The sequence below is a fragment of the Saccharothrix syringae genome, from assembly GCF_009498035.1.
Lineage (GTDB): Bacteria > Actinomycetota > Actinomycetes > Mycobacteriales > Pseudonocardiaceae > Actinosynnema > Actinosynnema syringae.
This window is the reverse complement of record NZ_CP034550.1, coordinates 6,895,275-6,921,677: the sequence shown is the minus strand read 5'-3', so window position 1 is coordinate 6,921,677 and position 26,403 is coordinate 6,895,275. Positions and strand designations below refer to the sequence as shown.

Here is a 26,403-nt window from a genome sequence, read left to right as displayed (position 1 = left end):
GCTGCGAGGTCGAAGTCCTTGTCCTGTCAGGCCATCCGGGTGGACCTGCGGCGCAATCGGTCGGCTGGTATGGACAGCGCTCCGCCCGCGGATCGAAGATTCATCCCATGTCATGGTGCCGGTTGGCCCTGGGAGGAACGCCGTGACCACCCGCTTCCGCGTCGCAGCCGTCCTTGCCCTCGCCCTCGCCGCCTGCGGTTCCCCGGACGCCGGGCAGCCCGGCTCCGGCGCCCCGGTGGTCGGCGTCGACTACCCCCGGTCCGACACCGACTTCTGGAACTCCTACATCGGCTACACCCCGGGGTTCGCCGACGCGCTCGGCCTGGAGCTCAGGACCACCAACTCGCAGAACGACGTCGCCAAGCTCACCGCCAACGCCCAGGCGTTCATCAGCCAGGGCGTCAAGGGCGTCGCGATGGCACCGCAGGACACCGCCGCCATCGCGCCGACGCTGGCGCAGCTGGAGGCCAGGAAGATCCCGGTGGTCGCCGTGGACACGCGCCCCGACACCGGCCGGGTGTTCATGGTCGTCCGCGCCGACAACCGGGCCTACGGCGAGAAGGCGTGCCGGTTCCTCGGCGCCAAGCTCGGCGGCAAGGGCGAGGTCGTGATGCTCCAGGGCGACCTCGCCTCGGTCAACGGCCGGGACCGCACCGAGGCGTTCAACGACTGCATGAAGGCCAATTACCCCGGCATCACCGTCTACGGCGAGGCCACCAACTGGGACGGCGCGGTCGCGGCCCAGAAGCTCCAGACCGACCTGACCGCCCACCCGGGCATCCGGGGCGTCTACATGCAGTCGAGCTTCGCGCTCGCCGGGACCCTCCAGGTGCTCAGGCAGAAGGACCTGCTGGTCGGCCCGGACGACCCCCGGCACGTGTTCGTGGTCTCCAACGACGGCATCCCCCAGGAGCTGGCGGACATCGCCGGCGGCCGGATCGACGCCACCGTGTCGCAACCCGCCGACCTCTACGCCGAGTACGCCCTGCACTACCTGAAGGCCGCCATCGACGGCAGGAGCTTCGCGCCGGGCGCGACCGACCACGGCAGCACGATCGTCCAGGTGCGCGACGGCGTGCTGGAGGACCAGCTCCCCGCCCCGCTGGTCACCGCGGACGGCGGCACCTACGACGGCGTGCCGAGCCTCAAGCACGACGACCGGTCCCTGTGGGGCAACGAGCGCGGCTGACCGGGAGGCGGTGCGCGAGATGGCCACGACCACGCCCGTCGCCGAGGCGAGGGGCATCACCAAGCGCTTCGGGTCCACCGTGGCGCTGCGCGGGGCCTCGATCCGGGTCGAGGCCGGGCAGGTCCACGCGCTGGTCGGGCGCAACGGGGCGGGCAAGTCCACCCTGGTGTCCGTCCTCACCGGCCTGCGGGCACCGGACGAGGGCGAGGTGGCCTTCGGCGGCGAGCCCGCGCCCCGGCTCGCCGACCGCGCCGCCTGGCGGCGGCGGGTGGCGTGCGTCTACCAGCGGTCCACGATCATCCCCGGGCTGACCGTGGCGGAGAACCTGTTCCTCAACCGGTACGACCGGGGCCGCACCGGGCTGATCGACTGGCGGACCGTGCACCGCAGGGCGCGGGAGCTGCTGGAGACCTGGTCGGTCGACGTGGACGTGCGCACCCCGGCGGGTGAGCTGGACGTCGAGCGGCGGCAGTTCGTCGAGATCGCCAGGGCGCTGTCGTTCGGGGCCCGCTTCGTCGTCCTGGACGAGCCGACCGCCCAGCTCGACTCGGCGGCCATCGGCCGGCTGTTCGGCCGGGTCGACGACCTCCGCCGGCAGGGCGTCGCGTTCCTCTACATCAGCCACCACCTCCACGAGGTCTACGAGCTGTGCGACGCGGTGACGGTGTTCCGCGACGCCCGGCACGTGCTGACCGCGCCGGTGGCGGAGCTGTCGCGGTCGGCGCTGGTCGCGGCCATGACCGGCGACGCCGCGCCGGGGGCCCGCCGGGCGCGCGGTCGACCGCCGGGCGACGCCGAGGTGGTGCTCGACGTGGTCGGCGCGTCCCTGCCCGGCGCGTACCGGGACGTGTCGTTCCGGGTCCGCGCGGGGGAGGTGGTGGGCCTGGCGGGCGCGGCGAGCAGCGGTCGCGTCGCGATCGCGGAGACCGTCGCCGGGCTGCGGACCGCCGCCGCGGGCGCGGTCCTGGTCGCCGGGTCCCGGCCCCGGCCGGGCAGCGTCCCCGCCGCGCTGCGGGCCGGCGTCGGGTTCGTCCCCCGCGACCGGCACCACCAGGGCCTCGTGCCGGGCATGTCCGTCGCGGACAACTGCACGCTGACCGTCCCGGACCGGCTCGGGCCCGCCGGGTTCGTCGACGGCCGCCGCCGCGACGCGTTCGCCCGGCGGATGATCGCGAACCTCGCGATCAAGGCGCCCGGCCCGGGTACCCCGGTCGCCGACCTCTCCGGCGGCAACCAGCAGAAGGTCGTCCTGGCGCGGGCGCTGGCCAACGACCCCCGGCTGCTGGTCCTGGTCGACCCGACCGCCGGCGTCGACGTGCGGTCCAAGGAGTTCCTGCTGGACAAGGTCGAGGAGGTCGCCGGGTCCGGCGCCGGCGTGCTCGTCGCCTCCGACGAGCTCGACGACCTGCGCATGTGCGACCGGGTCCTGGTGGTGTTCCAGGGCCGCGTGGTGGCGGAGATGACCGCCGGCTGGCACGAGCACGACCTGGTGGCCGCGATGGAAGGGGTGGACCCCGATGGTTGAGACCGCGACCGCCGTGCACGGCCCGGCCGGCGGCGACGAGGAGGGCCGCCCGACGGGCCGCAGGCGGATCGCGGCCGGCCGGCTGCGGGACCTGGCGCTGGTGCCGGCGATCCTGGCGATCGCGGTCGTCGGCCAGGTGGTCAGCCCGGTGTTCCTGCGGGTCGACAACCTCCTCAACGTGCTCCAGACCATGTCCGAGATCGCGGTGCTCGTGCTGGCGCAGGCGATGGTGCTGGTCGTCGGGAAGATGGACCTGTCGCTGGAGTCCACGGTCGGCCTCGCCCCCGGCGTCGCCGCGTGGCTGGCGGTGCCCGCCGGCGCGGGCCACGGCCTCGGCCTGCTGCCGGGCGGCTGGTCGGTGCCCGTGGCGCTGGCCGTCGGCGTGCTGGTCGGCGTGGTCAACGCCCTGTTCGTCATCCGCTTCGGGCTCAACGGCTTCGTCGTGACGCTGGGCATGCTGATCGTGCTGCGCGGCACCCTGACCGGCATCTCCGGCGGCCAGACGTTCTTCGGCCTCCCGGAGTCCATGCTCTACCTCGGCACCGCGCAGTGGTTCGGGGTGCCCGCGTCGGTGTGGGTGTGCCTGGCCCTGTTCGCCCTCGGCGGCGTGGTCCTCGGCTTCACCGGCTTCGGCCGCGCCCTGTACGCGATCGGCGGCAACGCCGACGCGGCGAAGGCGGCCGGCATCCGCACCGACCGGGTGCTGTGGATCGTCATCGTCACCGCGAGCCTGCTCGCCGCGCTCAGCGGCCTGATGCTGTCCGGGCGCCTGGCGTCGGTGGCCTCGGCCCAGGGCAACGGCTACATCTTCACCGTCTTCGCCGCGGCCGTCATCGGCGGGATCAGCCTGAACGGGGGCCGGGGCACGGTGTTCGGCGCCTTCACCGGCATCCTGCTGCTGTTCCTGATCCAGAACGTGCTCACCCTCGGCGGGGTGCCCGCCCAGTGGATCGGTGCCCTCAACGGGGCGATCATCCTCGTGGCGCTGGCGCTGTCCCGGGTGACCGGGGGCAGGGCGCAGGAGTAGCGGAACGGCCCGTCCGGAGCCGGACGGGCCGTTCCGCCACCGGTGTCAGACGCGCTGGAGCTGGAAGCGCTGGTTGGCGTTGCCGGAGAGGGCGTACTGCGAGATCCGCGCCCCGTCGGCGGTGGAGGCGGACCACACGTCCAGCGCCAGGCCGCTCTGCTGGTTGACCAGGCTCACCACCCCGCCGCCGTGGTCGACCAACCGCCACAGCTGGTTCGGGGTGCCGGCGTCGCGCTGCTGGGTGACGTCGGCGCCGCTGCCGGTGCCGGCGACCTGGAGCACCAGGCCGCTGTGCCGGGCCCGGACGCGGTACTGGTCGCCGGTGGCCAGGAAGTCGAACTGCTGGTTGGTCCCGCCGGTCGGCGTCCACTGCTGCAGCAGCGCGCCGGCCGCGGTGGACGCGCCGCTGATGTCGGCGGGCTTGCCGCTGTGCTGCGCGACCAGCCGGTAGTACACCCCCGGCTGCACCACCCCGCCGGAGCCGCCCTGGCCCGTCGCGCGGTAGGTGTGGCCCGCCTGCCCGGCGAACTCGACCACGTCGGCCTCGGGCCTGGCCGGCTGGACGGCCGTGCCGCTGGTCGCGTCGCGCAGCTCGAACGTGCCGGTGAACATCCGGCTGCGGACCCGGACGGTGCCGTCGCGGTCCGGGGTGACGGTCAGGGCGGTCGCGCCGCCACCGCTCCACGTGGCGCCGACGGTGTACCCGCCCCGGCCGCGCAGGCCGGTGACGCTGCCGGCCGGCCAGGCGGGCGGCAGCGCGGGCAGCACGTGCAGCTCGCCGTCGTGGCTGTGCAGCAGCATCTCGGCGATGCCCGAGGTCGCGCCGAAGTTGCCGTCGATCTGGAACGGCGGGTGCAGGTCGAACATGTTGGGCGCGAGCCGGTCGGTGGTGACCAGGGAGCGGATCAGGTCGTGCGCCCGGGAGCCCTCCTCCAGCCGCGCCCAGTAGTTGATCTTCCACGCCAGGGACCAGCCGGTGCCCGCGTCGCCGCGGAGCTGGAGGGTCCGGCGGGCGGCCTCGAACAGCTGGGGCGTGCGCCGCCTGGTGATCTGGTTGCTGGGGTGCAGCCCGTACAGGTGGGAGACGTGCCGGTGGTTCGGCTCGGTCTCCACCCAGTCGTAGAGCCACTCCATCACGTTGCCCCGGGAGCCGACCCGCGTCGGCGCCAGCCGCTGCGCCGTCGCGCGGACCCGGCCGCGGAAGTCCTCGTCCACGCCCAGCACCTCCGAGGCGCGGGCGCAGCCCTCGAACAGGTCGCGCAGGATCTGCATGTCCATGGTGGGCCCGGCGCACACGCTGGCGTTGGCGTGGTGGGGCAGTTCCGGCGAGTTCGACGGGTTGGTGACCAACCACTTCAGGGTCGGTTCCTCCACCAGGGTGTCGAGGAAGAACTGGGCGGAGCCCTTCATCGCGGGGTAGTAGGCGCGCAGGAACGCGACGTCGCCGGTGAACAGGTAGTGGTCCCAGACCATGGTGGACAGCCACGCGCCACCGGTCTGCCACATGCCCCAGAGCGCGCCGTCGACGACCGAGGACCCGCGCCACCCGTCGGTGTTGTGGTGGGTGACCCAGCCGCCGGCGCCGTACTGGGCCCGCGCGGTGCGGGTGCCGGTCGCGACGAGGTCGTCGATCATGCGGAACACCGGCTCGTGGCACTCGGGCAGGTTCGTCGAGTCGGCCGGCCAGTAGTTCATCGGCAGGTTGGCGTTGAGGGTGTACTTCGACTCCCACGACGGGGTCAGCGAGTCGTTCCAGATGCCCTGGAGGTTCGCGGGCTGGGTGCCCGGCCGCGACGAGGAGATCAGCAGGTACCTGCCGTACTGGAACAGCAGCGCGGAGAACTGCGGGTCGGCGGTGGCGCCGTGCTGCGCGATCCGCACGTCGGTCGGCTGGTCCGCCGCCGGGGTGCGGCCCAGGTCGAGCGTGACGCGCCCGAACAGCCGCTGGTAGTCGGCCACGTGCCGGGCGCGCAGCACGTCGTAGGCGGTGCCCTGGGCGGCGGCGAGGCGTCCCCGCGCGATGGCCTGGTAGTCGCCGTTCGCGTTGCGGTAGTCGACGTAGCTGGTGCCGATCGAGATCAGCAGGGTCACGCTGGTGGCGCCGGTGACCCGCAGCGTGCCGCCGGAGCTGCTGGTGGTCCCGCCCTCGGCGACGGCCTTGGCCAGCGCGAGGAACCGCACCGCGCCCGCGATGCCCCGCTGGTCGCCGGACCGGCCGTCCAGCGCGACGGTCGTGCCGTCCGGGCTCGACGCGGTGGCGCGCTGCGGCGTGCTGAACGCGGCGGTGAACGAGATCGCGCCCGGCGTCTCGGCCGTCAGCCGCACCGCGATCACCTGGTCCGGCGCGCTGGCGATGACCTCGCGCCGGTACCGCACGTTGTTGGCCACGTAGGTCACGGCGGTGGTGGCGGTGGTCAGGTCGAGCCACCGCTGGTAGCCGGACACCGCGCCGGGGGAGGGGAAGGTGAGCCTGAGGTCGCCGACGGTCTGGTAGGCGAGCTGGCCCGCCGGGTTGCCCAGCATGGCCTGGTCGATGAGGGTCTGCGCCTGCGCCCACTGGTTGGCGAACACCAGCCGCCTGATCTCCGCCAGGGCGCTCGCGCCCCGCGTGTTGGTGTAGTCGTGGGGGCCGCCCGCCCAGACCGTGTCCTCGTTGAGCTGCAACCGCTCCACGTCGGCGTTGCCGAAGACCATCGCGCCGAGGCGGCCGTTGCCGACCGGCAGGGCCCGCAGCCACTCCGAACCGGCCTGCTCGTCGTACCACAGCGCCAGGTCGCCGACCGCGCGGACCTCCGGCGGCGCGAGCGAACCGGCGCGGGCCACCGCCGACCAACCGCCCGGCACCAGCGCGGCCCCGGCGCTCGCCGCGCCGAACTTCATCAGTTGCCTTCGTGGCAGGTCGGGCATCCTCGAATCCCCTCTTCGTAAGGTGCGGGACAAGGCGCTGAGGTCACAGCTCAAAGGAAGCCTCCGGGCAACGTAGCCAGGTTTGAACAGGGCCGTCAATCACCAGGACCGGGCACATGTGAGCGATAACAGCGCCATCGGTCGCTGACCTCTTCGAATTCGCATTCGACACCCGGTGATGACCATCGGAGGGGCCAGATTCGCTGATCCGACTAAAAGTTATCGCTCACAATTTTAGCAACATCGAGCGTTGACGCCCGGTGTCGCCGGTGGCTACGGTGCCGGAAAGGCCCCGGTGCGCCGCATCGGCGAGATTCCACCACTTGCCTCGGTCGAATTCCACCGCCCGCCCTTTCCGGAGCGCCCTCGGGGCGTTCCGGGGTGCGCGCCCGCGGGACCTCGCCCCGAACCGAAGGAGTGCTCGATGAACACCAGTGGCGAGGCACCCGCCTCCTCACCCCCGCGTCGCCGGAGGCCGGTGACGACCGCCGTGGCGGCGGTGGTCCTCGCGACCGGCGCGATCACCGGGGCCGGCGCGGTCACCGGCGTCGGCGCGCCACCGGCCTCGGCGGCGACGGTCGACACGAACGCGTGGTACGTCCTGGTCAACCGCGGCAGCGGCAAGGCGTTGGACGTCTACAACCTCTCCACCGCCGACGGCGGCCGCATCACCCAGTGGACCCGCAACGACGGCAACAACCAGCAGTGGCAGTTCGTCGACTCCGGCGGCGGCTACTACCGCCTCAAATCACGCCACTCCGGCAAGGTCCTCGACGTACCCGGCTCCTCCACCGCCGACGGCACTGCCATCCAGCAGTGGGCCGACCACGGTGGGACCAACCAGCAGTTCGGCCTGGCCGACTCCGACGGCGGGTACGTGCGGCTGATCGCCCGGCACAGCGGCAAGGCGGTGGAGGTGCAGGGCGCGTCCACCGCGGACAACGCCAACGTCGTGCAGTACGCCGACCACGGCGGCACCAACCAGCAGTGGCAGTTGGCCAAGGTGTCCGGTGGCGGCGACCCCGGCGGCAGCGGCTGCGGCAAGGCCCCGACGCTGCGCAGCGGCACGTACACGATCCAGAGCGGCGGGAAGAGCCGCAGCTTCGTCCTGCGGGTGCCCGACGGCTACGACAACAACCGCCCGTACCGGCTGATCTTCGCGTTCCACTGGCGGGGCGGCACCATGAACGACGTCTCCTCCGGCGGCAGCAGCGGGACCGCGTGGTCCTACTACGGGATGCAGGAGCAGTCGAACAACAGCGCGATCCTGGTCGCACCGCAGGGCCTGGGCAACGGCTGGGCCAACTCCGGCGGCGAGGACGTCACCTTCACCGACGACATGATCAAGCGGATCGAGGCCGACCTCTGCGTCGACCCGAAGCTGCGCTTCGCCATGGGCTTCAGCTACGGCGGCGGCATGAGCTACGCGCTCGCCTGCGCCCGCGCGACCGTGTTCCGGGCCGTGGTCGTCTACTCCGGCGCCCAGCTGAGCGGGTGCAGCGGCGGCAGCCAGCCGATCGCCTACTTCGGCCTGCACGGCATCACGGACAACGTGCTCAACATCTCCATGGGGCGGTCGCTGCGGGACCGGTTCGTGGCGAACAACGGGTGCACGCCGCAGAACCCGCGCGAGCCGGCGCAGGGGAGCCTGTCCCACGTGGTCACGACCTACTCGTGCCGGGCGGGTTACCCGGTGCAGTGGGCCGCGTACGACAACGGCCACACGCCCGGCCCGGTCGACGGCACCTACACCGAGAACGGCGCCCGGACGTGGACCAAGGCCGAGGCGTGGAGGTTCATCTCGCAGTTCTGACCGCACCGGCCGCGGGTGGGCGGGGCTCCCGGGCGCGGGAGCCCCGCCGCCCGGTCGCGCCGCGCACCCGCGTTCCCCGAGCGGCCGGGCCGCCCGGTCGCCGCCCGGATGGAGTGAGCAACGATGGAGCAGCGCTTGTCGTGGTCGTTCGTCCTCGTCCTGGTGCTCTGCGCGGCCTGCGGGAGCGCCACGGCGCCGGACTCGTCCGGCGGTTCGGCCGACCGGCTGGTGGTCTGGGACTGGAAGTCCGGCGACGCGACCTCGGCCGCCTACCTGGACCGGGCGAGGGCCGACTTCGCGAAGGGCCACCCGGACGTCGAGGTCGAGTTCGTCGCGCAGCCGTTCGACCAGTACTACACGCTGCTCGGGGCCGCCGTCCAAGCCGGCCGGGGGCCGGACGTCATCCTGTTCAACGGCGGCGGCCGGATCCGCGACCGGGCCGACTCGCTGCTCCCGCTGGACGAGTACGTCGCCGGGGACCGGCAGCGGCTGGTCGGGTGGGACGCGTTCACGAAGGACGGGAAGACCTACGCGTCACCGGTGACCCTGCAGGGCCACCCCCTCTACTACGACAAGGCGCTCTACGAGCGGGCGGGGCTGGACCCCGACGCGCCCGCGACCACGTGGGACGACTTCGTCGAGGACTGCCGCACCATCGCCGACCGGACGGGCGCCACGTGCTTCGGCGTGGGCAACAAGGAGGGCATCGGCATCCAGTTCTTCCTGTCCTGCATGGGTTCCGCGGTGCTCTCGCCGGCCGAGTACGACGCGTGGACCGCCGGGAAGCGGAACTGGACCTCACCGGGCGTGAAGCGGATCTTCGAGCTGTGGCAGCAGGTCGACGCCGCCGGCCTCAACAACGACGGGGTCAACTCCACCGCGATGTTCAACGACGCGTTCGCGCTCTTCCAGTCGGGCCGGGCCGCGCACGTCATCGGCCTGATGTCCGACGTCGGGCACTGGAAGGACTTCGCCGAGTTCCTGGACCCGGACGACATCGGCGTCATGGCCGCGCCGGTGGTCGACCCCGCCGCGACGCCGAGCCTGCCCTACGACGGCGGCATCGGCTACGGGGTGGCGAAGTGGACCCGGGACCCGGCGCTGGCCGCCGACCTGGTGCGCTCGCTGACCTCGACCGGGGCCCTGGCGGCCTTCTCCGCGGACGCGGGCGCGATCACCTCCGACACCGGCATCGACGTCTCCGCCGGCGGCCCGGCCGCCACCGCCATCGCCGCGGGGATCAAGACCGGCAAACCGGCCCTGCACGTCGCCCTGCCCAGCACGACCGTCGACCTGATGGGACGCCTGTCGCAGCAGCTGCTCAGCGGCTCCACCACCGTCGACGAGGCCCTGGCGCAGCTCGCCGCCTCGGACCGGGCGGGCTGATCCGTGCCGACCGGCCCCCACCCCTCCCCGGCACCGGTCGCGCGACCCCGCCGGGGCTCGCGGACCGAGCGCCTGGCGCCGTTCGCCCTGGTGGCACCGACCGTGCTGATCGTCGTCGCGCTGCGCCTGTGGCCGCTGGCGCTCGGCGTCAACTTCTCCTTCACCGGCGACGGCGACCTCAACGGCACGCCGGTCGGCCTGGACAACTACGCGACGCTGCTCGGCGACCCGCTGTTCCGCACCGCGCTGGGCAACGTCGGCCTGCTGGTGCTGCTGCTCCCGGTCGCGGTGGCGATCCCGGGGCTGCTCGCCACCGCCATCCACCTGCGGGTGCCCGGGCACCGGGTCTACCGGGCCGTCTACTTCTTCCCGGCCGTGCTCTCCCCGGTGATCGTGGGCGCGATCTTCACCCTGCTCCTGGGCTACGACGGTCCGCTCAACGACCTCCTCGGCGTGGTGGGCCTCGGGCCGGTGGACTGGCTCGGTGACCCGGACGTGGCGATCTTCGCGGTCGTCGGCGTGCACGTCTGGGCGACGTTCGGCATGGCGCTGGTCGTCTTCCTGGCCGGGTTCTCGACGCTGGACCCCTCGCTGCTGGACGCGGCCAGGGTGGACGGCGCGTCCCTGCCGCAGACCCTCCGGCACGTGATCGTCCCCGGCCTGGCCCGCACGATCCAGTTCGTCTTCGCGACCACCATGATCGGGATGCTGACCTCGATGTTCGGCCTGCTGTTCGTGATGACCGGCGGCGGTCCGGAGGCGTCCACCTACCTGCCCGAGTACTACATCTGGGTGCAGCAGGGGCAGCTCGACCGGCCCGCGCTCGCCTCGGCGGCGTCCACGGCGCTGTTCCTGGTGATGCTGCTGGTGGGGCTGGCCCAGGTCGGCGTCCTGCGGCGCGCGGGCCGGGAGGGCTGATGGCCGGCGGGCGGTGGGGCAGGTGGGTGGTCGCGGTACCGATGGCCGGGCTCGCGCTGGCGACGGCCTACCCCCTGGTGTTCACCGCCAACGTCGCGGTGAAGAGCCGCCGCGAGTACGTCCTCGACCGGTTCGCCCCGACGGGGTCGCCGCGGTGGGACAACCTCGCCGAGGCGTGGGCGGGCGTCGGCACGTCCCGGTACTTCCTGAACTCGACGGTCGTGGTGGCGTGCTCGGTCGCGCTGCTGCTGCTGTTCGGCTCGATGGCGGGGTTCGCGCTGGCCCGGCTGCGGTTCCGCGGTTCGTCGGTGCTGTACCTGGGCTGCCTGGCCGCGCTGTTCATCCCCTTCCAGGTGATCATGGTCCCGCTCACCCGGGTGCTGGCCGACACCGGCCTCGTCGACACCTACCCCGGGCTGGTGCTCGCGTACGTGGCGCAGTTCCTGCCGTTCACCGTCTTCCTGATGACGAGCTACTACTCGACCGTGCCCGCGGAGATCGTGGACGCGGCGCGGGTCGACGGCAGCACGGCGCTCGGCGCCTACTGGCGGATCATGCTGCCGATGGGCGCGCCGGCGCTCCTGTCGGTCGGCGTGCTCGACGCCCTGTTCTGCTGGAACGACGTGCTCATCGCGTTGCTGGTGATGCCGTCGGCGGACCACCGCACGCTCATGGTCGGGGTGACCTCGCTGCGGGGGCAGTACTCGGACGACGTCCCGGTCTTCGCCTCCGGCGTGCTGGTCGCCGCGGTACCCGTCCTGGTCGTCTACCTGTTACTGCAGCGCCGGATCGCCGACGGCGTCACGGCCGGAGCCACGAGGGGCTGACATGCGCATCACCGGTTACCGGGCCCTGACCACCGTCCAGGACTGGGGGCGGCCGGTCGGCGACGCCAACGGCGTCTTCGCCGACGGCGTCGTCCGGGTGCCGCTCCTGCTCGTGGAGACCGACGTGGGCGTCACCGGCGTGGGGATCGGGTCGCACGTGGGGGTCGAGGAGGTCTTCACCGCCGTCGAGGGCGAGGACCCGCGCGCCGTCACCGCCCTCTACGACCGGATGCTGCGCCGGACGTTCAAGGCCGGCCACGCGGGCGCGGTGTTCGGCACCATCGGCGCCCTGGACACCGCGCTGTGGGACATCAAGGCGCAGGTCGCCGGCGAACCGCTATGGCGGCTGCTCGGCGGGCGCGACCGCCGGGTGCCCGCCTACGCCTCCGGGTTGGACATCGCGTTGGGCGACGACGAGCTGGTGGCGGTGCACGAGACCTACGCCGACCGCGGCGTGCGGTCGGCGAAGCTCAAGGGGGGCCTCGACGTCGGCCGCGACCGGGACCGCCTCGTCCTGGTGCGCGACGTGCTCACCGCCGCGGGCCGCGGGGCGCGCCCCGGCCTGATGCTCGACGTCAACGAGGCCCTCAACCGCAAGCAGGCCGTGCGCCACGTCGCCGAGCTGGAACGGGTGCTCGACCTGACCTGGGTCGAGGAGCCCGTCCGGAGGTGGGACGCGGAGGGGCACGCGGTGGTCGGCCGCGGCGTGCGGGCGTCGGTCGCCAGCGGGGAGAACCTGACCGGGCTGGAGCAGTACCGCCCGCTGCTCGCGGCGGGCGCGGTCGACGTCGTGCAGGCGTCGGCGGGGTGGGGCGTCACCCACTTCCTGCGCGTCGCGGCCCTCGCGCACGCCCACGACCTGCCCGTGAGCCCGGTCGGCACGACCCCGGTCGGGCTGCTGCACGCCGCGACGTCGGTGCCGAACCACCTGGTCAGCGAGTTGCAGGACCTGCACCCGCCGGTGGGGGTCTCGGTCGGGCACCACGTCGAGGGCGGTGCGTTCGTCCTGGGCGACGGCCCGGGGCTGGGCATCCGCGTCGACGAGGGGGCGATTCCCGCGCCCCACCGGCCCGCGGCCCCGGTGCCCGGCGGACCGCACGTCCGGCCCGAACGCGCCGGGCAGCGCCTGCCGCCGGTCGGCGACCCCGACCGCCCGGACCCGCTGCCGTCCTGACCGCCACGTCGTGGCGACCGCCTCGGGCACGCCCGAGCGCGCCCCACCGCACGCCCGAGCACCCCACCCCCGCCGCCGCACCGCACACCCACACCAGGAGGTCCCCTTGTCCTCGTCCTCCGCGCCGCGCAGAACGCTGGCGGCCGCCGTCGCGGTGCTGACCGCCGCGGCGGTGCCAGTGCCCCTCGCCCCCGCCGCGCACGCGGCCACCACGACCCTCTACGCCTCGCCCTCCGGCACCGGCACCGCCTGCTCCGCCACCCAGCCGTGCGCGTTGCCCGCCGCCCAGGCCGCGGTGCGGTCGCGCAACGGCGCGATGTCCGGTGACCTCGTCGTGCAGCTGGCCGACGGGGTGTACCGGCTCGCCGAACCGTTGCGGCTGACCGCGGCGGACTCCGGCAACAACGGCTACCGCGTGGTGTGGCAGGCCGCCCCGTCCGCGCGCCCCGTGATCAGCGGCGCCCGCGCCGTCACCGGCTGGTCGCTCGTCGACGCGGGCCGGAACGTCTGGCGGGCGAACGTCGGCGCCGGGACCGACACCCGGCAGCTCTACGTCGACGGCGCGATCGCGACGCGGGCGCGCACGCAGGTGAACCGGGCCGACTTCACCTTCACCGCCACGGGCATGAGGTTCACCAGCTCCGCGCTGGGCTACCTGAACAACCTGGCCGCCCCGGGCCGGGTCGAGGTGGAGAGCGTCAACTCCTTCACCGACCGGTACTCCCCGGTGCAGGGCATCAGCGGCAACTTCCTCACCATGCGGCAGCCCGCGTGGAGCAACAACACCTTCGGGTACGACACGCTCGCCGCCCCGCACCGGGCGGGCCCGCTCTACCTGGCCAACGCCTACGAGTTCCTGGACTCGCCGGGGGAGTGGCACCTCGACCCGGGCACGGGCGCGCTGTCCTACATCCCGCCGGCCGGGCAGGACGTGCGCACCGCCGGGGTGGAGCTGCCGGTGCTCCAGTCGCTGGTGGACGTCGGCGGCACCTACGACGCGCCGGCGCACCACATCTCGTTCAGCGGCATCACGTTCACCGGTACGACCTGGCTGGGCCCCAGCGGCGACCAGGGGTACGCCGACCAGCAGACCGGCGCCTACCTCGCGGGCACCTGGAACTGGCCCGCCGACCGGATGACCTCCTGCCAGAACGGCTGCGCCCAGTTCGAGGCGGCCCGACCGCACTGGTCCCAGATGCCCGCCGCGGTGCAGGTCTCCGCCGCCGACACCATCGCGTTCAGCGACTCCCGGTTCGTCAACCTGGGCCAGACGGCCATCGGCATCGGCAACGACGCCAACGCCCACGCCAGCGGGGTCGGCCTGGGCGCCTCGAACGTCACCGTCACCCGCTCCGAGATCGCCCGCGGCTCGGCCGGCGGCATCGTGGTCGGCGGCGTGCGCGCCGACGCCCACCACCCGGGCGACCGGCGGATGGTCAACCGGGACATCACCATCAGCCACAACCGCATCCACGACCTCGGCATCGACTACCGCGGCAACGTCTCGGTCCTGAACACCTACGTCACCAACGCCACCGTGTCCCACAACGAGGTCTACAACATGCCGTACTCCGGCATGTCGATCGGCTACGGCTGGGGCGCCAACGACGCCGGCGGCAGCAACCACTACGCCAACCGCGGCCTCTACAACTACCAACCGCGGTACACCACCCCCACCACCGCGACCAACAACCGGCTCACCGACAACTACGTCCACGACGTCATGCAGCAGATGAACGACGGCGGCTGCATCTACACCCTGGCCTGGAACCCGAACGCGGTGATCAGCGGCAACCACTGCCTGCGGACCAACGGCTACTACGGCCTCTACTTCGACGAGGGCTCGCGGTTCTACACGGCCACCAACAACGTCTTCTCCGCCACCGGCACGTGGGCCACCGCCAACTACTGGGGCGGCGAGAACATGGGCGACTGGACGCTGACCGGCAACTGGTCCACCAACGGCAGCACGAACATCACCAACGGCGACCGCGGCAACGTGGTGTCGGGCAACGTCACGGTCACCGGGGGCAACTGGCCGGCGGGCGCGCAGGCCGTGATCGCCAACGCCGGGCCCTCGGGCGGCAGCGGCGGCCCGCGCAACGCGATGCTGGTGGGTGCCCAGTCGGGCCGCTGCGCCGAGATCGCGAGCGGGGGCGCCAACGGCGCCCAGGCGCGCCTCTGGGACTGCAACGGCGGCACCAACCAGCGGTGGACCTACAGCTCCACCAAGCAGTTGGTGCTGAACGGGACCAAGTGCCTGGACGCCAGCGGCCAGGGGACCGCCAACGGCACCGCGGCGATCACCTGGGACTGCAACGGCCAGCCGAACCAGCAGTGGAACCTCAACGCCAACGGCACCATCACCGGCGTGCAGTCCGGGCTGTGCCTGGACGCCGCGGCCAACGGGACCGCGAACGGCACCCCGATCCAGCTCTGGTCCTGCCACGGCGGCACCAACCAGCAGTGGGGCGTGCGCGACTGACCCGCCACCACACGTCGGAACCGAACCGAACGGAGCCCGAGCATGACCCTGTCGAGCCGCGCCGGAAGGCGCCGGCACCGCGTGACGACCATCGCAGCCGCCCTGGCACTGGCCGCGGCGGGGGTGGCCGCGACCCCCGGCGCCCCCGCCGAGGCGGCGGCGGCGATCACCCTCAACGGCACCTCCGGCGGCCGGGTGTTCGACGGCGTCGGCGCGATCAGCGGCGGTGGCGGCAACAGCCGGCTGCTCGTCGACTACCCCGAGCAGCAGCGCGCGCAGATCCTGGACTACCTGTTCAAGCCGGGCTACGGCGGCGCCCTCCAGATCCTCAAGGTGGAGATCGGCGGCGACACCAACTCCACCAGCGGCGCCGAGCCCAGCCACGCCCACTTCCGGGGCGACCTGGACTGCGACCGCGGGTACGAGTGGTGGCTGATGGAGCAGGCCAAGGCCCGCAACCCGAACATCCGGCTGGTGGCCCTGCCGTGGGGCGCGCCGGGCTGGCTGGGCAACGGCAACTTCCTGTCCCGCGACACGATCGACTACCTGCTGAGCTGGCTCGGGTGCGCCCGGCAGCACGGCCTGACCATCGACTACCTCACCGCCGCGCAGAACGAGCGGAAGTGGAGCGCGTCGTGGACGGTCGACCTGCGCAACGCCCTCAACTCCGCGGGCTACGGCGGCGTGAAGGTCATCGCGGGCGACTCGTGGCCCGGTGACTGGGGCCCGGCCGGACCGATCTCCACCGACACCGCCTACCGCAACGCGGCCGACGTGCTCAGCGCCCACTACACGTGCGGCTACCTCAGCGCGCAGACCTCGTGCACCGTGCCCGCCAACGTGGCCAACTCCGGCAAGGTCCTCTGGTCCAGCGAGAACGGCTCGGACGACTACAACGGCGGCGCCAAGGCCCTCGCCCGCGGCATCAACCGCGTCTACGTCGACGGGAAGATGACCGCCTACATCAACTGGCCCCTCATCGCCTCGATCACCCCGAACATCCCGTGGCCGACCACCGGCCTCATGCTGGCCAACCAGCCGTGGTCGGGCGCCTACTCGGTCGGCAAGAACCTGTGGGCACTCGCGCACACCGCCCAGTTCACCGCCCCGGGCTGGCGCTACCTGGACTCCTCCACCGGCTTCCTCAACGGCAACCGCGCCAACGGCAGCTTCGTCACCATGAAGGCGCCGAACAACAGCGACTACAGCACCATCGTGGAGACGATGGACGCCACCGCGGCGCAGGTGCTCGACTTCACCGTCACCGGCGGCCTGTCCACCGGCCAGGTCCACGTGTGGGCCACCAACATGAACTCCAACAACCCCGCCGACCACTTCGTCCGCACGGCGGACATCACGCCCAGCGGCGGCCGGTTCAGCCTCACCGCCCAACCCGGGTACCTCTACAGCATCACCACCACGACCGGGCAGGGCAGGGCCACGGCCACCGGGCCGGCCCAGGGCGCGCTGAACCTGCCGTACTCCGACGACTTCGACGGCTACCCGACCGGCAAGCTCGCCAGGTACCTGATGGACCAGGAGGGCGCGTTCGAGACGGCGGCGTGCGGTGGCGGCCGCACCGGCGGGTGCGTGCGCCAGGCCGCGCCGCAGGGCGCGATCGTCTGGAAGACCAAGGCCGACCCGTACGCGCTGCTGGGCAACGTGAACTGGAGCAACTACACCGTGTCGGCGGACGTGCTGCTGGAGAAGTCCGGGTACGCCGGGCTGATCGGCCGCGCCGGCTCGGAGTGCCTGCTGTGCAGCGGCGGCCTCAACGCCTACTACCTCAGGGTCTCCGACACCGGCGCGTGGTCGATCCTGCGCAACAACACCAGCGAGCAGTGGACGACCCTGCGCAGCGGCACGGTCGCCGCGCTGGGCACCAACCGCTGGCACTCGCTGGCCCTCGGGTTCTCCGGCTCGACCATCACGGCGACGGTCGACGGCGCCGTCGTCGGCACGGCCACCGACGCGACCTGGTCGGCGGGGCAGGTCGGGTTCGCCACCGGGGAGGGGCAGACCGCCCGGTTCGACAACCTCCGCGTCGTCGCCGGTCCCGGCAACGGGACGTCGGGCCCGCTGCTCAACACCGGTTCGGGCCGCTGCCTGGACGTGCCCAACCAGTCGCAGGCCAACGGCACGCAGGTGACGCTGTGGGACTGCAACGGCGGGGCCAACCAGCAGTGGGCGTCGAACGCGGCGAAGCAGCTGGTGGTGTACGGCGGCAAGTGCCTCGACGCCGAGGGTGCCGGCACCGCGCCGGGCACCAGGGTGATCATCTGGGACTGCAACGGCGGCACCAACCAGCAGTGGACCCTCAACGGCGACGGCACGGTCACCGGGGGCCAGTCCGGGCTGTGCCTGACCCCCAGCGGCTCGGGCACCGCCAACAACACCCCGATCACCCTGGCCACCTGCACCGGCGCGGCCGGTCAGAAGTGGGGTCGGACGTGACGCCGGTCGTCCGACCGCGGCACCGATCCTGACAGTCACCAACCAGAACGAGGAGAACCGATGCGAACACCGTTCCGATGGCTGGCCGCCTGCGCCGCCGCCCTGGTCACCGCAGCGCTGCTGCCCGCGGGTCCCGCCACCGCCGAGTCCAACGGCGGGGTCCGGGTCATGCCGCTGGGCGACTCCATCACCGAGGGCACGCAGGTGCCCGGCGGCTACCGGATCGGCCTGTGGCAGCGGTTCGGGGCGGGCAACTACCGGGTCGACTTCGTCGGTTCCCAGTTCAACGGCCCGGCCTCGCTGGGGGACCACGACCACCAGGGCCACCCCGGCTGGCGCATCGACCAGATCGACGCCAACGTCACCACCTGGCTGCGCAACACCAACCCGCGCACGGTGCTGCTGCACATCGGCACCAACGACATCCTCCAGAACTACAACGTCGCCAACGCGCCGGCACGCCTGTCGGCGCTCGTCGACCGCATCACCGCGACGGTGCCGAACGCGGACGTGTTCGTCGCCACGATCATCCCGCTGGCCAACTCCGGGCAGGAGGCCGCCGCCCGGAACTTCAACGCGACGATCCCGGGCATGGTGCAGAGCAAGGTCAACGCGGGCAAGCGCGTGCGCCTGGTGGACATGCACGCCGCGCTGACGACGGCCGACCTCATCGACGGCGTCCACCCCACCGCCACCGGCTACGACAAGATGGCCGCCACCTGGTACGCCGCGCTGCGCGCCGTGCCCGGGAGCATCGGTGACCCGGTGGCGGGGCAGGGCGGGCAGGTCGTCGGCGTGCCCTCGGGCCGCTGCCTGGACGTGCCGGGCTCGTCGACCGCCAACGGCACGCAGCTCCAGCTGTGGGACTGCCACGGCCAGCCCAACCAGCGGTGGGTGCTCAACGCCAACCGGCAGCTCGTCGTCTACGGCACCAAGTGCCTCGACGCGTACGGGCGGGGCACGACCAACGGCACCCAGGTGGTGATCTGGGACTGCCACGGCGACACCAACCAGCAGTGGAGCGTCAACGCCAACGGCACGATCACCAACGTGCAGTCCAACCTGTGCCTGGACGCCTACAACCTCGGCACCGCCAACGGCACCAAGCTGGTCCTGTGGTCCTGCTCCGGGCAGGCCAACCAGCAGTGGACCCTGCGCACCGCCTGATGCGCGAAGCGCCCGGTGCGGAGCGAATCCGCACCGGGCGCCGTGCCGACCTCCGGGGATCAGGCGTTGCGGACCAGCCGCCAGCGGTTGTCCGCCGAGCCGTTGTCGGAGTCCTGGACCACCTGCGCGCCCTGCGCGGTGGAGCCGTTGAGGATGGCCAGCAGCTTGCCGCTGTTGACGTTGCGGATCTTGTGCGTGCCGTCGCCGTTGTCGACCAGCGTCCACTTGTGGTCGGCGGTGCCGGTGTCGCCCCACTGGAGCACCCGGGCGTTGTCGGCGGTGGACATGTTCTCCACGCCCAGCACCTTGCCGCTGTGGACGTTGCGGAAGCGCACGTTGCCGCCGTCGGGGATCATCTCCCAGTTGTGGTCGGCGGTGCCCGTGTCACCCCACTGCAGCGCCAGGCCGCCGTCGGCGGTCGACATGTCCCGGATGCCCAGCACCAGGCCGCTGGCCGCGTTGACCAGGCGGTAGCTGCCGCCCCCGCTGCCGCCGGTGCTCCAGTAGACGGTGTAGTTGAAGCCGTGGGCGTCGTGGAACGGGCCGAGGTTGACCGTCGTGCCGTTGGCCCTCGCGGTGAACGCGAGCGCCGTGGTGCTGGTGCGGGTGATCGACGAGACGTCGAGCGACGGCAGCGCGGACAGCGCGGTGTTGCCGTAGTTGCCGGCCAGCACGGCCGGGCCGTAGGTGACCGCGACGACGTTGCGGTTGTCGTTGGCGGGCACCGTGATCACCCGCATGGGCAGGCGCAGGGTGACGGTGTCGCCGGGCGCCCAGGAGCGGGTGAGCGAGGCGTAGCTGCCGGGCGTGGCGGTGACGCCCTGGGCCACGCCGTTGACGCTGACGGTGGCCCCGCTGGTCCAGGCCGGGATGCGGAAGCGCATCGTCCACGACCCGCTCGCGGTGCCGCTGATCGTGAACGTGGTGGTGTCGCTCGCCGGGTAGGTGGTGCTCTGGGTGACCGTGATGCCCCGCGCCGACCAGTTCAGCACCGACGGCGCGTAGAGGTTCACCGTGAGCGTGGTGCCGTTGTAGAAGTAGATCGAGTCGGCCAGCTTGGTGTTGGTCTCCAGCGCCGTGCCCTGGCAGCACCAGAAGGTGGTGTAGTCGGTGCTCCAGTTGCCGCCGCCCCAGGCCGGTCCGGTGTTGCCGCGCCGGTGGCCGGGGTTCAGGCCGGTGAAGTAGCAGATGTGGCCGTGGCCGTCGGCGGTGTTCTGCTGGCCGATCAGGTGGTTGAGCAGGGCCCGCTCGTAGTAGTCGAAGTAGGCCGCGTTGTTCGGGTCGAGCAGCCACAGCTCGCGGGTCAGCTTGAGCATGTTGTAGGTGTTGCACGCCTCGGCCGTGTCGGTGTTGAGGTAGGCGGCGATGGCGTTGGGCGCGCGGAAGTGCTCGGCCTGGCTGTTGCCGCCGATCACGTAGGTGTGCGCGGCCACGGTGATGTTCCACGCGTTGGTGGCGATGTCGCGGTACCGGGTCGTGCCGGTGGCCTTGTACTCGCGCGCCGCGCCGACCCACTTGGGCACCTGCGTGTTGGCGTGCAGCCCGTTGAGGCGGTCCTGGTTGGCCGCCAGCGGGTCGAACACGGCGGCGTGGTCGAACCGCTGCGCCGTCGCCAGCCACCGGGAGTCCCCGGTCTGCTGGTACAGGTCGGTCAGCACGGCGTTCATGCCACCGAACTCCGTGCCCAGCACGCGCTGCATCTGGCTGTAGGACAACCGCGCGGTGCGCCAGTCCACCCAGCCCGCGAACCGCAGCAGGACGTCCCGGGCCTGCGTGCTGCCGAGGTGGCGCCACACGTCCAGCAGGCCGGCCAGGGTCTTGTGCATCGAGTAGTACGACACCGCCTTGGGCGAGCCCGCCTCCAGCGCGTCGAGGTCCGATTCGGGGAAGCCGGACAGGTAGCCGGTGTTGAAGCCGGCCGCGCCGTTGTTGGCCTGGCACTTGGCCAGCTCGGCGACCATGTAGTTGGCCTTGTCGCGGCAGGTGGTGTCGCCCAGCACGGCCCACGCCTGCGCCCAGGCGGTGAGGAAGTGGCCCTGGCTGTGCGTGCGGAACGGGAAGTTCGGCGCCTCCCAGCCGCCCAGGGCCGCCGCGCCGTTGGTCGACAGCCGGTGGTTGGCGCGGAAGTTGTAGAGCAACCGGTCGACGTCGACGAACCGCAGGTAGGACAGCGTCCGGTTCTGGTTGTCCAGCCACCGGCCCGAGGTCAGCCGGACCTCGGAGAGGTCGAACGCGTAGGCCGAGACGCCGACGTCGGCGCGGGCGGGCGGGACCGCCGCCGCCCCGGCGGTGCCCTGGAACAGGGTGGGTGCGGTGCTCGCGACGGCCGCGACGCCGGCGGCCTGCAACAGCCTGCGACGGCTCAACGGTGAGGACGACATGAGGCTCCCGGGATCGGCTGCGGTGGCTGCGGTGAGCCTGTCCGCAAGCGGTGGCCAACTTCCCGCCCGGGGCGGACCGCCCCTGGAGCGGGTCGCTTTGTTATCGTTAACAACAAACGGGCCCGTCGGCCGAGGCGGACAGGCGTGGTCGTGGTGGGGTGGAACGCTGCTCGGGTGGAATGCCTTTCAACGAACCGCGCGGCGTGGTTCACACGCCGTGGTGCTCGCTGGGTGACCGGAGCGTTACCTCAGTGTTAGCGATAACACGTTGAGTGTCAATACCGTTGCCGTACGGTGGTGGGGCGGCCCGGGAACCCGGACCGCCCCACCGCCGGTGATCAGCGACAGCTGCGCGCCTCGTACGGGACCTGGAGCCCGACCGACACGTCGCGCCCGTCCACCTTCGCGGTCGCCGTCACCGTCGCCACCCCGGCGGGCAGGGTCGGGCTGTGCACCGTGAACGGGTGGGCCCGGCTCTGGCCCGGCTTGACCCCGCCCAGCGACTTCGCGCCGTACGGCGTGTCGACGGCGAAGTCGACGGGCACCGAGTCGTCGTTGGTCACCCGCACGGTCAGCTTGACGTTCCGGCCGGCGCACCGGGTGTCGGCCGCGCCGTCGACCCGCAGCGACGGCGCGGTGAACCGCCAGCTGTCGACCTCGACCAGGTCCCGGCCGTCCGGCCCGACGAAGGTGAAGTACACGTCGTGCACGCCCGAGACGCCGTCGAGGTCGGTCCCGACCTCGGTCCACTCCCCGGCGGGCCCGTCGACCGGGATGGTGGCCACCACCGGGCCGGTGCGGTCGTCCAGGCGCACCTGGACGCCCGCGCCCGCCACCAGCGGCCTGACCCGTGCCGACACGCCGGTGGCGCCGGTGCCGAAGTCCACCGACGACAGCGACGTCCAGTCGCCGTTGTCGACGTCGTGCAGGGCCAGGTCCGGCACGTCGTTCGGCGCGGTGAGCCGCTTGGTGGCCAGTCCCTGCTGCCAGGCGATGGTCTCCGCCTCGATCTCCCGGTAGGGGTCGAGCCGGCGGACCTGCTCGACGCCGTCGAAGGTGCCCAGGACCTCCTTGATGGTGCCGTCGGCGTTGAACTCCAGCTTGGCGATGTGGGGGCTGCGGAAGCCCTGCGTCGCGCCGCCGGTGATGCGGCGGTTCACCGTCTGGGCGTGGTAGGTGAAGTAGTAGTCGCCGTTGAACTCGAAGACCGACTGGTGGTTGTTGCCGCCGGCGCCGAAGTAGACGCCGGGGTTCTTGAAGATGACGCCCGCGTAGGTCTCGGGCGTCCAGGGCCCCATCGGGTCGTCGGCCATGAGGTAGGCGATGGCGCCGGTCGGCGGGCCGTTCGGGTCGATCGGCCCGCCGAAGCCGAAGTTCGAGGAGTACGAGTAGTAGTACTTGCCGCCGCGCTTGAAGACGTGGCCCGCCTCGAACACCAGGGGCGCGTCGATGGTCTGCGCCGCGCCCTCGGTGCTGATCATGTCGTCACCCAGCTTGATGACGCGCGTCGACTTCGGGTGGTTGGTGTTCTCCGCGGAGTTGGAGCCGTCGTTGCCGCCACCGCCGAAGTACAGGTAGCCCTGGCCGTCGTCGTCGACGAACACGCCCGGGTCGAACAGCCAGTTGCGGCCGTCCGAGGCACCGGGGGTCTGCGCGGTGATCAGCAGGCTGCCGCGCTCGTCGCGCCAGGGGCCCAGCGGCGAGTCGCCGACCAGGACGCCGGTGGCCGCGCCGTTGTTGGCGAAGTAGAGGAAGAACTTCTCCACCCCGCCGACCACGCGGCTCTCGACCGCGGGCGCCCACGACTGCGACGCGTACTTCGCCAGGCCGTTCGGCCCGGCCACCGGGATCTCCCCGTGGTCGGTCCAGTTGACCAGGTCGTCGGACGAGATCACGGTGATCGTGTTGATCCCGCCGTAGGTGTTGGTGGGCGAGGTGCCGTCGGGGCCGGGGTTGTAGACCTGGGTGTCGTTGGTCATGTAGACGTACACCCGGCCGCCGTGGACGAAGGCGTTGCCGTCGGCGCCGAACTTGTGGGAGATCAGCGGGTTGCCCTCGCCGGGGTTCTTGGCCAGGACCTCGATGGTGGTCGACGGGACGAACTCCCGCAGGACCACGTCGTCGACCTTGAAGTCCATCAGGTGGGTCGCCGGCGCGGCCGCCGGGTCCGCGACCCACGGCGTCTCGACGAACACGCGCGGGGTCGTGACGTCCTGCCCGGCCGGGATCGTGAACGTGCCCTGGAGCAGCCCCCACTGGCCGCGCGGCACCGTGCCGGTGCCGAGGTTGGTGTAGGTCGAGCCGCCGTAGTGCATGGTGACGAAGAACTGCTTGGTCGCCGGGCTGTCCGGGTTCTCGTACTTGACCCGGGCGCTGATCGTGTAGGTCCTGCCCGCGTGCACCTTCCCGGCCAGGTCCTGCGCCGGTCCCGACCCGGTGGTCCGCCGGCCGGTCACCAGCACCGCGCCGGTACCGGAGTGGGCGTCGCCGGTCGGCGACAGGGTCGCGCCGTCGGTGGGGTTCCCGCTGTTGACGGCCCACCCGGTCAGGCCGTCCTCGAAGCCCGGGTTGGTGATGAGGTTCGGTTCGGCGGCGGTCGCCGCCGGGGTGGCGGCCAGACCTGCGGCCAGCAGCGCGCCGACGGCGGCGAGGACGGCGGCGGTCCGCCGACCCGGTCGCTGCGGACGTTGTCGATCCACGGGGTTCTCCTTGTTCTGCGGGGCATCGCCGCCCGGTCGTCCCGGTCGGCGGTCAACATTGGTGTGATCGCTAACATGAAAGGCGGGAACCTGGCGGTGGGCAGGACGAGTCGACCGGTCTTGAAATGCACCGGTGCGGCACGATGTGGGTAAATGAGGCGTGTCGGCGACGTCAACTTCGTGTTGCCGGACAGTGTTAGCGGTAACACAAAAGGTGTCAAGACCGTCGTTCGACGCCCGTTCGACCGGGGTCGGCCCCTGCGCAACATTTGCGAACAACTTCGGCGGGCGAGGGGCTGCGGAAGCTAAAGTTCCCGCCGCGACATTTAGCATTCGGCATCGGTTGACTGGCGAAATTACGCAGGGCTACATTGACCCGCTGGTCAAAGTCGATCGGTTCCGATATCGAAACTTTCGAGATCTGGTCGCTTGCGCCGCCGGTCGCCCGCTCGGCCGCTGGCTGCCGCGCGGAGGGGACGGCAGTTGGAGAACAGGGCATCCGGGACGCCCGCGATGGCGGATGTGGCCCGGCTCGCCGGTGTCTCGCACCAGACGGTGTCGCGGGTGCTCAACGGGCACCCGTACGTGCAGGAGCAGACGCGCCTGCGGGTGCGCGCGGCGATCGAGGAGCTGGGCTACCGCCCGAACGGGTTCGCCCGCGCGCTGGTGACGGGTCGCTCGCAGCTGATCGGGGTGGTGGCCCAGAACACGACCCTGTGCGGTCCCGCCTCGCTGCTGGCGGCGTTCGAGCAGGCGGCGGCGGGCGCGGGGTTCGTGGTGACCGCGCACCGGGTCGACGTGCTGGACCGCGAGTCGATCACCACGGCCCTGGAGCGGCACCGCGACCAGCGGGTGGCGGGCATCGTGGTGATCGCGCCGACGGCGTCCGCGCACGACGCGGTCGACACCGTTCCCCCCGGCGTGCCGCTGGTGATGGTCGACGGCGACTCGGAGCGCTCGACCCCGCTGGTGACCGTCGACCAGGCGGAGGGCGCCCTGGTGGCGACCCGTCACCTGCTGGAGGCCGGGCACCCCACGGTGTGGCACGTGTCGGGGCCGTCGGACTGGTTCGACAGCGCGGGCCGGATCCGGGGGTGGCGGGAGGCGCTGGAGGCCGCGGGCGCGGAGGTGCCGCCGGTGGTGCCCGCGGACTGGAGCGCGGCGTCGGGCTACCGGGCGGGGCAGGTGCTGGCGCGGATGCCGGAGGTCACGGCGATCTTCGCGGCCAACGACCACCTGGCGCTGGGCATCCTGCGGGCGATGCACGAGCGCGGCAGGCGGGTGCCGCACGAGGTGAGCGTGGTCGGCTTCGACGACGTGCCCGAGGCCGCCTACTTCATCCCGCCGCTGACCACCGTCCGGCAGGACTTCGACGCCGTCGCCCGTGATGCCCTGGAGCTGCTGATGGCGCAGATCGAGGGGAACGGGGTCGAGGGGGCCCGGCGCACCTCCAGCCCGGCGCTCGTGCGGCGCAACAGCGTCCGGCCGCCGCCGGGGCGGGGGCGCGGGGGGCACTGAAGGACGGGGTGGCGGACCGGCGGAGGGGGGTGCCGCCGGTCCGACGACCCGGTCCACCACGCGGCGGCGCGGGGAGAGATCGGCTCTGCGGTTCGTCCGGGGGAGAGGCCGGTTCTGAGGTTCGCCCGGGGGAGGCCGGCTTTGCGGTTCGCCTGGGGGAGAGGCCGGCTCTGCGGTTCGCCCGGCGGGGAAGATCGGTTCTGCGGTTCGCCCGGCGGGGAAGATCGGCTCGCGTTCGCCGGCTTTCCGGGTGGGCGGGGCAGCCCGCCGCCCCCGCCTCACCGGCCTGGGCGAGGATGCCGTCGATCGTCGCCCGCAGCTTCCACCGGGCCCTGGACTCGGCGTCACCGCTGCCCAGCAGCCCGGAGAGCGCGGCCAGGTTCGGGTACTCGCCCGCGTCCAACGCGGCGTAGGCGTCGTGCGGGGTCCGCTGCCCGCGCGCGGCGGACGCCTCCAGCGCCGCCGAGGCGATGTGCTGCCCGAGCAGGTCCAGGGCCCAGGCGCACACGCGGTCCGGCACCCCGCCCACCCGCAGGAGGCGGAGCAGTTCCTCGGTGATCCGCAGCGAGTTCGGGCCGGGCGCGGCGTCGCGGCCGACGACCGCGATGTCGCGGTGCGCCGCCAGGGCGTTCACGACCCGCCGCACCAGCAGCTCCAGGCGGGCCCGCCAGTCCCCGTCCCGCTCGTCCGGGAGTTCGACGCCGGCGACGGCGAGGTCGTGCGCCAGCGCCATCAGCTCGTCGCGGTCGGCGACGTGCACGTAGAGCGCGGCCGGCGCCGTGTCCACCGCGGCCGCGACCCGCCTCATGCTGACCGCCTGCACCCCCAGCTCGCCCACCAGCCCCAGCGTCGCCGACACGATCCACTGCCTGCTCAGGGGCGGGCGGGGCGGTCGGGTGCGCGCGGTCCTCGACATGGCCCGACCCTAGGGCC

15 protein-coding genes and 2 pseudogenes are annotated in these 26,403 nt (G+C 72.4%); 13 read left to right on the top strand and 4 right to left on the bottom strand.

Annotation, left to right across the window (positions count from 1 at the left end):
- The first annotated feature begins 142 nt into the window (after positions 1 to 142).
- From EKG83_RS29345 to EKG83_RS29335, 3 genes are read left to right on the top strand one after another with little or no spacing between them, the layout of a single operon-like run.
- Positions 143 to 1,189 carry a sugar ABC transporter substrate-binding protein gene (locus EKG83_RS29345; protein WP_033436009.1) on the top strand — a complete coding sequence of 349 codons (1,047 nt, stop codon included), beginning with the start codon at positions 143 to 145 and terminating at the stop codon, positions 1,187 to 1,189.
- Between the two features lie 19 nt (positions 1,190 to 1,208).
- A complete protein-coding gene (locus EKG83_RS29340; RefSeq protein ID WP_033436013.1) occupies positions 1,209 to 2,714 on the top strand; it encodes a sugar ABC transporter ATP-binding protein in 1,506 nt (501 codons plus the stop codon).
- Entirely contained in the window at positions 2,707 to 3,741 is a 1,035-nt protein-coding gene (locus EKG83_RS29335; protein ID WP_033436010.1) for an ABC transporter permease, read from the top strand. The genes EKG83_RS29340 and EKG83_RS29335 overlap by 8 nt, the downstream gene beginning before the upstream one ends.
- A 45-nt stretch (positions 3,742 to 3,786) precedes the next feature.
- Here EKG83_RS29335 and EKG83_RS29330 read toward each other — a convergent pair whose 3' ends face one another.
- Positions 3,787 to 6,648, bottom strand: coding sequence for a glycosyl hydrolase family 95 catalytic domain-containing protein (locus tag EKG83_RS29330; protein WP_033436011.1), 2,862 nt, complete (start codon positions 6,646 to 6,648; stop codon positions 3,787 to 3,789).
- A 424-nt stretch (positions 6,649 to 7,072) separates the two neighbouring features.
- Here EKG83_RS29330 and EKG83_RS49850 point away from each other — a divergent pair.
- The 8 genes and pseudogenes from EKG83_RS49850 to EKG83_RS29290 form a co-directional block, all read left to right on the top strand.
- A pseudogene (locus tag EKG83_RS49850) lies at positions 7,073 to 8,458 on the top strand (RICIN domain-containing protein); the annotation flags it as partial.
- Between the two features lie 126 nt (positions 8,459 to 8,584).
- Positions 8,585 to 9,847 carry an ABC transporter substrate-binding protein gene (locus EKG83_RS29320; RefSeq protein WP_033433776.1) on the top strand — a complete coding sequence of 421 codons (1,263 nt, stop codon included), beginning with the start codon at positions 8,585 to 8,587 and terminating at the stop codon, positions 9,845 to 9,847.
- 90 nt (positions 9,848 to 9,937) lie between these two features.
- The gene (locus EKG83_RS29315) at positions 9,938 to 10,765 is read left to right on the top strand and encodes a carbohydrate ABC transporter permease (protein ID WP_228122265.1); all 828 of its coding nucleotides are present in this window, start codon (positions 9,938 to 9,940) and stop codon (positions 10,763 to 10,765) included.
- The gene (locus tag EKG83_RS29310; protein WP_033433778.1) at positions 10,765 to 11,592 is read left to right on the top strand and encodes a carbohydrate ABC transporter permease; all 828 of its coding nucleotides are present in this window, start codon (positions 10,765 to 10,767) and stop codon (positions 11,590 to 11,592) included. The genes EKG83_RS29315 and EKG83_RS29310 overlap by 1 nt, the downstream gene beginning before the upstream one ends.
- 1 nt (position 11,593) lies before the next feature.
- Complete coding sequence (locus EKG83_RS29305; protein WP_033433779.1) at positions 11,594 to 12,766, top strand: mandelate racemase/muconate lactonizing enzyme family protein; 1,173 nt, start codon at positions 11,594 to 11,596, stop codon at positions 12,764 to 12,766.
- Between the two features lie 106 nt (positions 12,767 to 12,872).
- Positions 12,873 to 15,251, top strand: a complete 2,379-nt coding sequence (locus EKG83_RS29300) for an RICIN domain-containing protein (protein ID WP_033433780.1) — start codon at positions 12,873 to 12,875, stop codon at positions 15,249 to 15,251.
- A gap of 81 nt (positions 15,252 to 15,332) precedes the next feature.
- Positions 15,333 to 17,705, top strand: a complete 2,373-nt coding sequence (locus EKG83_RS29295) for a ricin-type beta-trefoil lectin domain protein (protein WP_228122264.1) — start codon at positions 15,333 to 15,335, stop codon at positions 17,703 to 17,705.
- A gap of 60 nt (positions 17,706 to 17,765) precedes the next feature.
- Complete coding sequence (locus tag EKG83_RS29290; RefSeq protein ID WP_033433782.1) at positions 17,766 to 18,872, top strand: RICIN domain-containing protein; 1,107 nt, start codon at positions 17,766 to 17,768, stop codon at positions 18,870 to 18,872.
- 59 nt (positions 18,873 to 18,931) lie between these two features.
- On the opposite strand, the gene EKG83_RS29285 is transcribed toward EKG83_RS29290, so the two are convergent.
- On the bottom strand, positions 18,932 to 21,238 hold the full coding sequence (locus EKG83_RS29285; RefSeq protein WP_228122263.1) for a beta-L-arabinofuranosidase domain-containing protein: 2,307 nt from the start codon (positions 21,236 to 21,238) through the stop codon (positions 18,932 to 18,934).
- A gap of 353 nt (positions 21,239 to 21,591) precedes the next feature.
- Positions 21,592 to 23,952 carry a family 43 glycosylhydrolase gene (locus tag EKG83_RS29280; protein WP_051766553.1) on the bottom strand — a complete coding sequence of 787 codons (2,361 nt, stop codon included), beginning with the start codon at positions 23,950 to 23,952 and terminating at the stop codon, positions 21,592 to 21,594.
- Between the two features lie 513 nt (positions 23,953 to 24,465).
- Here EKG83_RS29280 and EKG83_RS29275 point away from each other — a divergent pair.
- Positions 24,466 to 25,470 (top strand): LacI family DNA-binding transcriptional regulator, encoded by a 1,005-nt coding sequence (locus EKG83_RS29275; RefSeq protein WP_033433784.1) that lies wholly within the window; start codon positions 24,466 to 24,468, stop codon positions 25,468 to 25,470.
- Between the two features lie 346 nt (positions 25,471 to 25,816).
- On the opposite strand, the pseudogene EKG83_RS29270 reads toward EKG83_RS29275, so the two are convergent.
- Positions 25,817 to 26,278, bottom strand: a pseudogene (locus tag EKG83_RS29270) (TetR/AcrR family transcriptional regulator C-terminal domain-containing protein); the annotation flags it as partial.
- Here EKG83_RS29270 and EKG83_RS48440 point away from each other — a divergent pair.
- Complete coding sequence (locus EKG83_RS48440) at positions 26,250 to 26,399, top strand: hypothetical protein (RefSeq protein WP_228123002.1); 150 nt, start codon at positions 26,250 to 26,252, stop codon at positions 26,397 to 26,399. The pseudogene EKG83_RS29270 and the gene EKG83_RS48440 overlap by 29 nt on opposite strands.
- Positions 26,400 to 26,403: the final 4 nt, after the last annotated feature.

What these genes read in the sequence shown, in the direction of transcription:
- EKG83_RS29275 (WP_033433784.1), top strand. Translation starts at nt 24,466, where the DNA reads ATGGCGGATGTGGCCCGGCTCGCCGGTGTCTCGCACCAGACGGTGTCG.
- EKG83_RS29290 (WP_033433782.1), top strand. Translation starts at nt 17,766, where the DNA reads ATGCGAACACCGTTCCGATGGCTGGCCGCCTGCGCCGCCGCCCTGGTC.
- EKG83_RS29310 (WP_033433778.1), top strand. Translation starts at nt 10,765, where the DNA reads ATGGCCGGCGGGCGGTGGGGCAGGTGGGTGGTCGCGGTACCGATGGCC.
- EKG83_RS29320 (WP_033433776.1), top strand. Translation starts at nt 8,585, where the DNA reads ATGGAGCAGCGCTTGTCGTGGTCGTTCGTCCTCGTCCTGGTGCTCTGC.
- EKG83_RS29340 (WP_033436013.1), top strand. Translation starts at nt 1,209, where the DNA reads ATGGCCACGACCACGCCCGTCGCCGAGGCGAGGGGCATCACCAAGCGC.
- EKG83_RS29335 (WP_033436010.1), top strand. Translation starts at nt 2,707, where the DNA reads ATGGTTGAGACCGCGACCGCCGTGCACGGCCCGGCCGGCGGCGACGAG.
- EKG83_RS29305 (WP_033433779.1), top strand. Translation starts at nt 11,594, where the DNA reads ATGCGCATCACCGGTTACCGGGCCCTGACCACCGTCCAGGACTGGGGG.
- EKG83_RS29330 (WP_033436011.1), bottom strand. Translation starts at nt 6,648, where the DNA reads ATGCCCGACCTGCCACGAAGGCAACTGATGAAGTTCGGCGCGGCGAGC.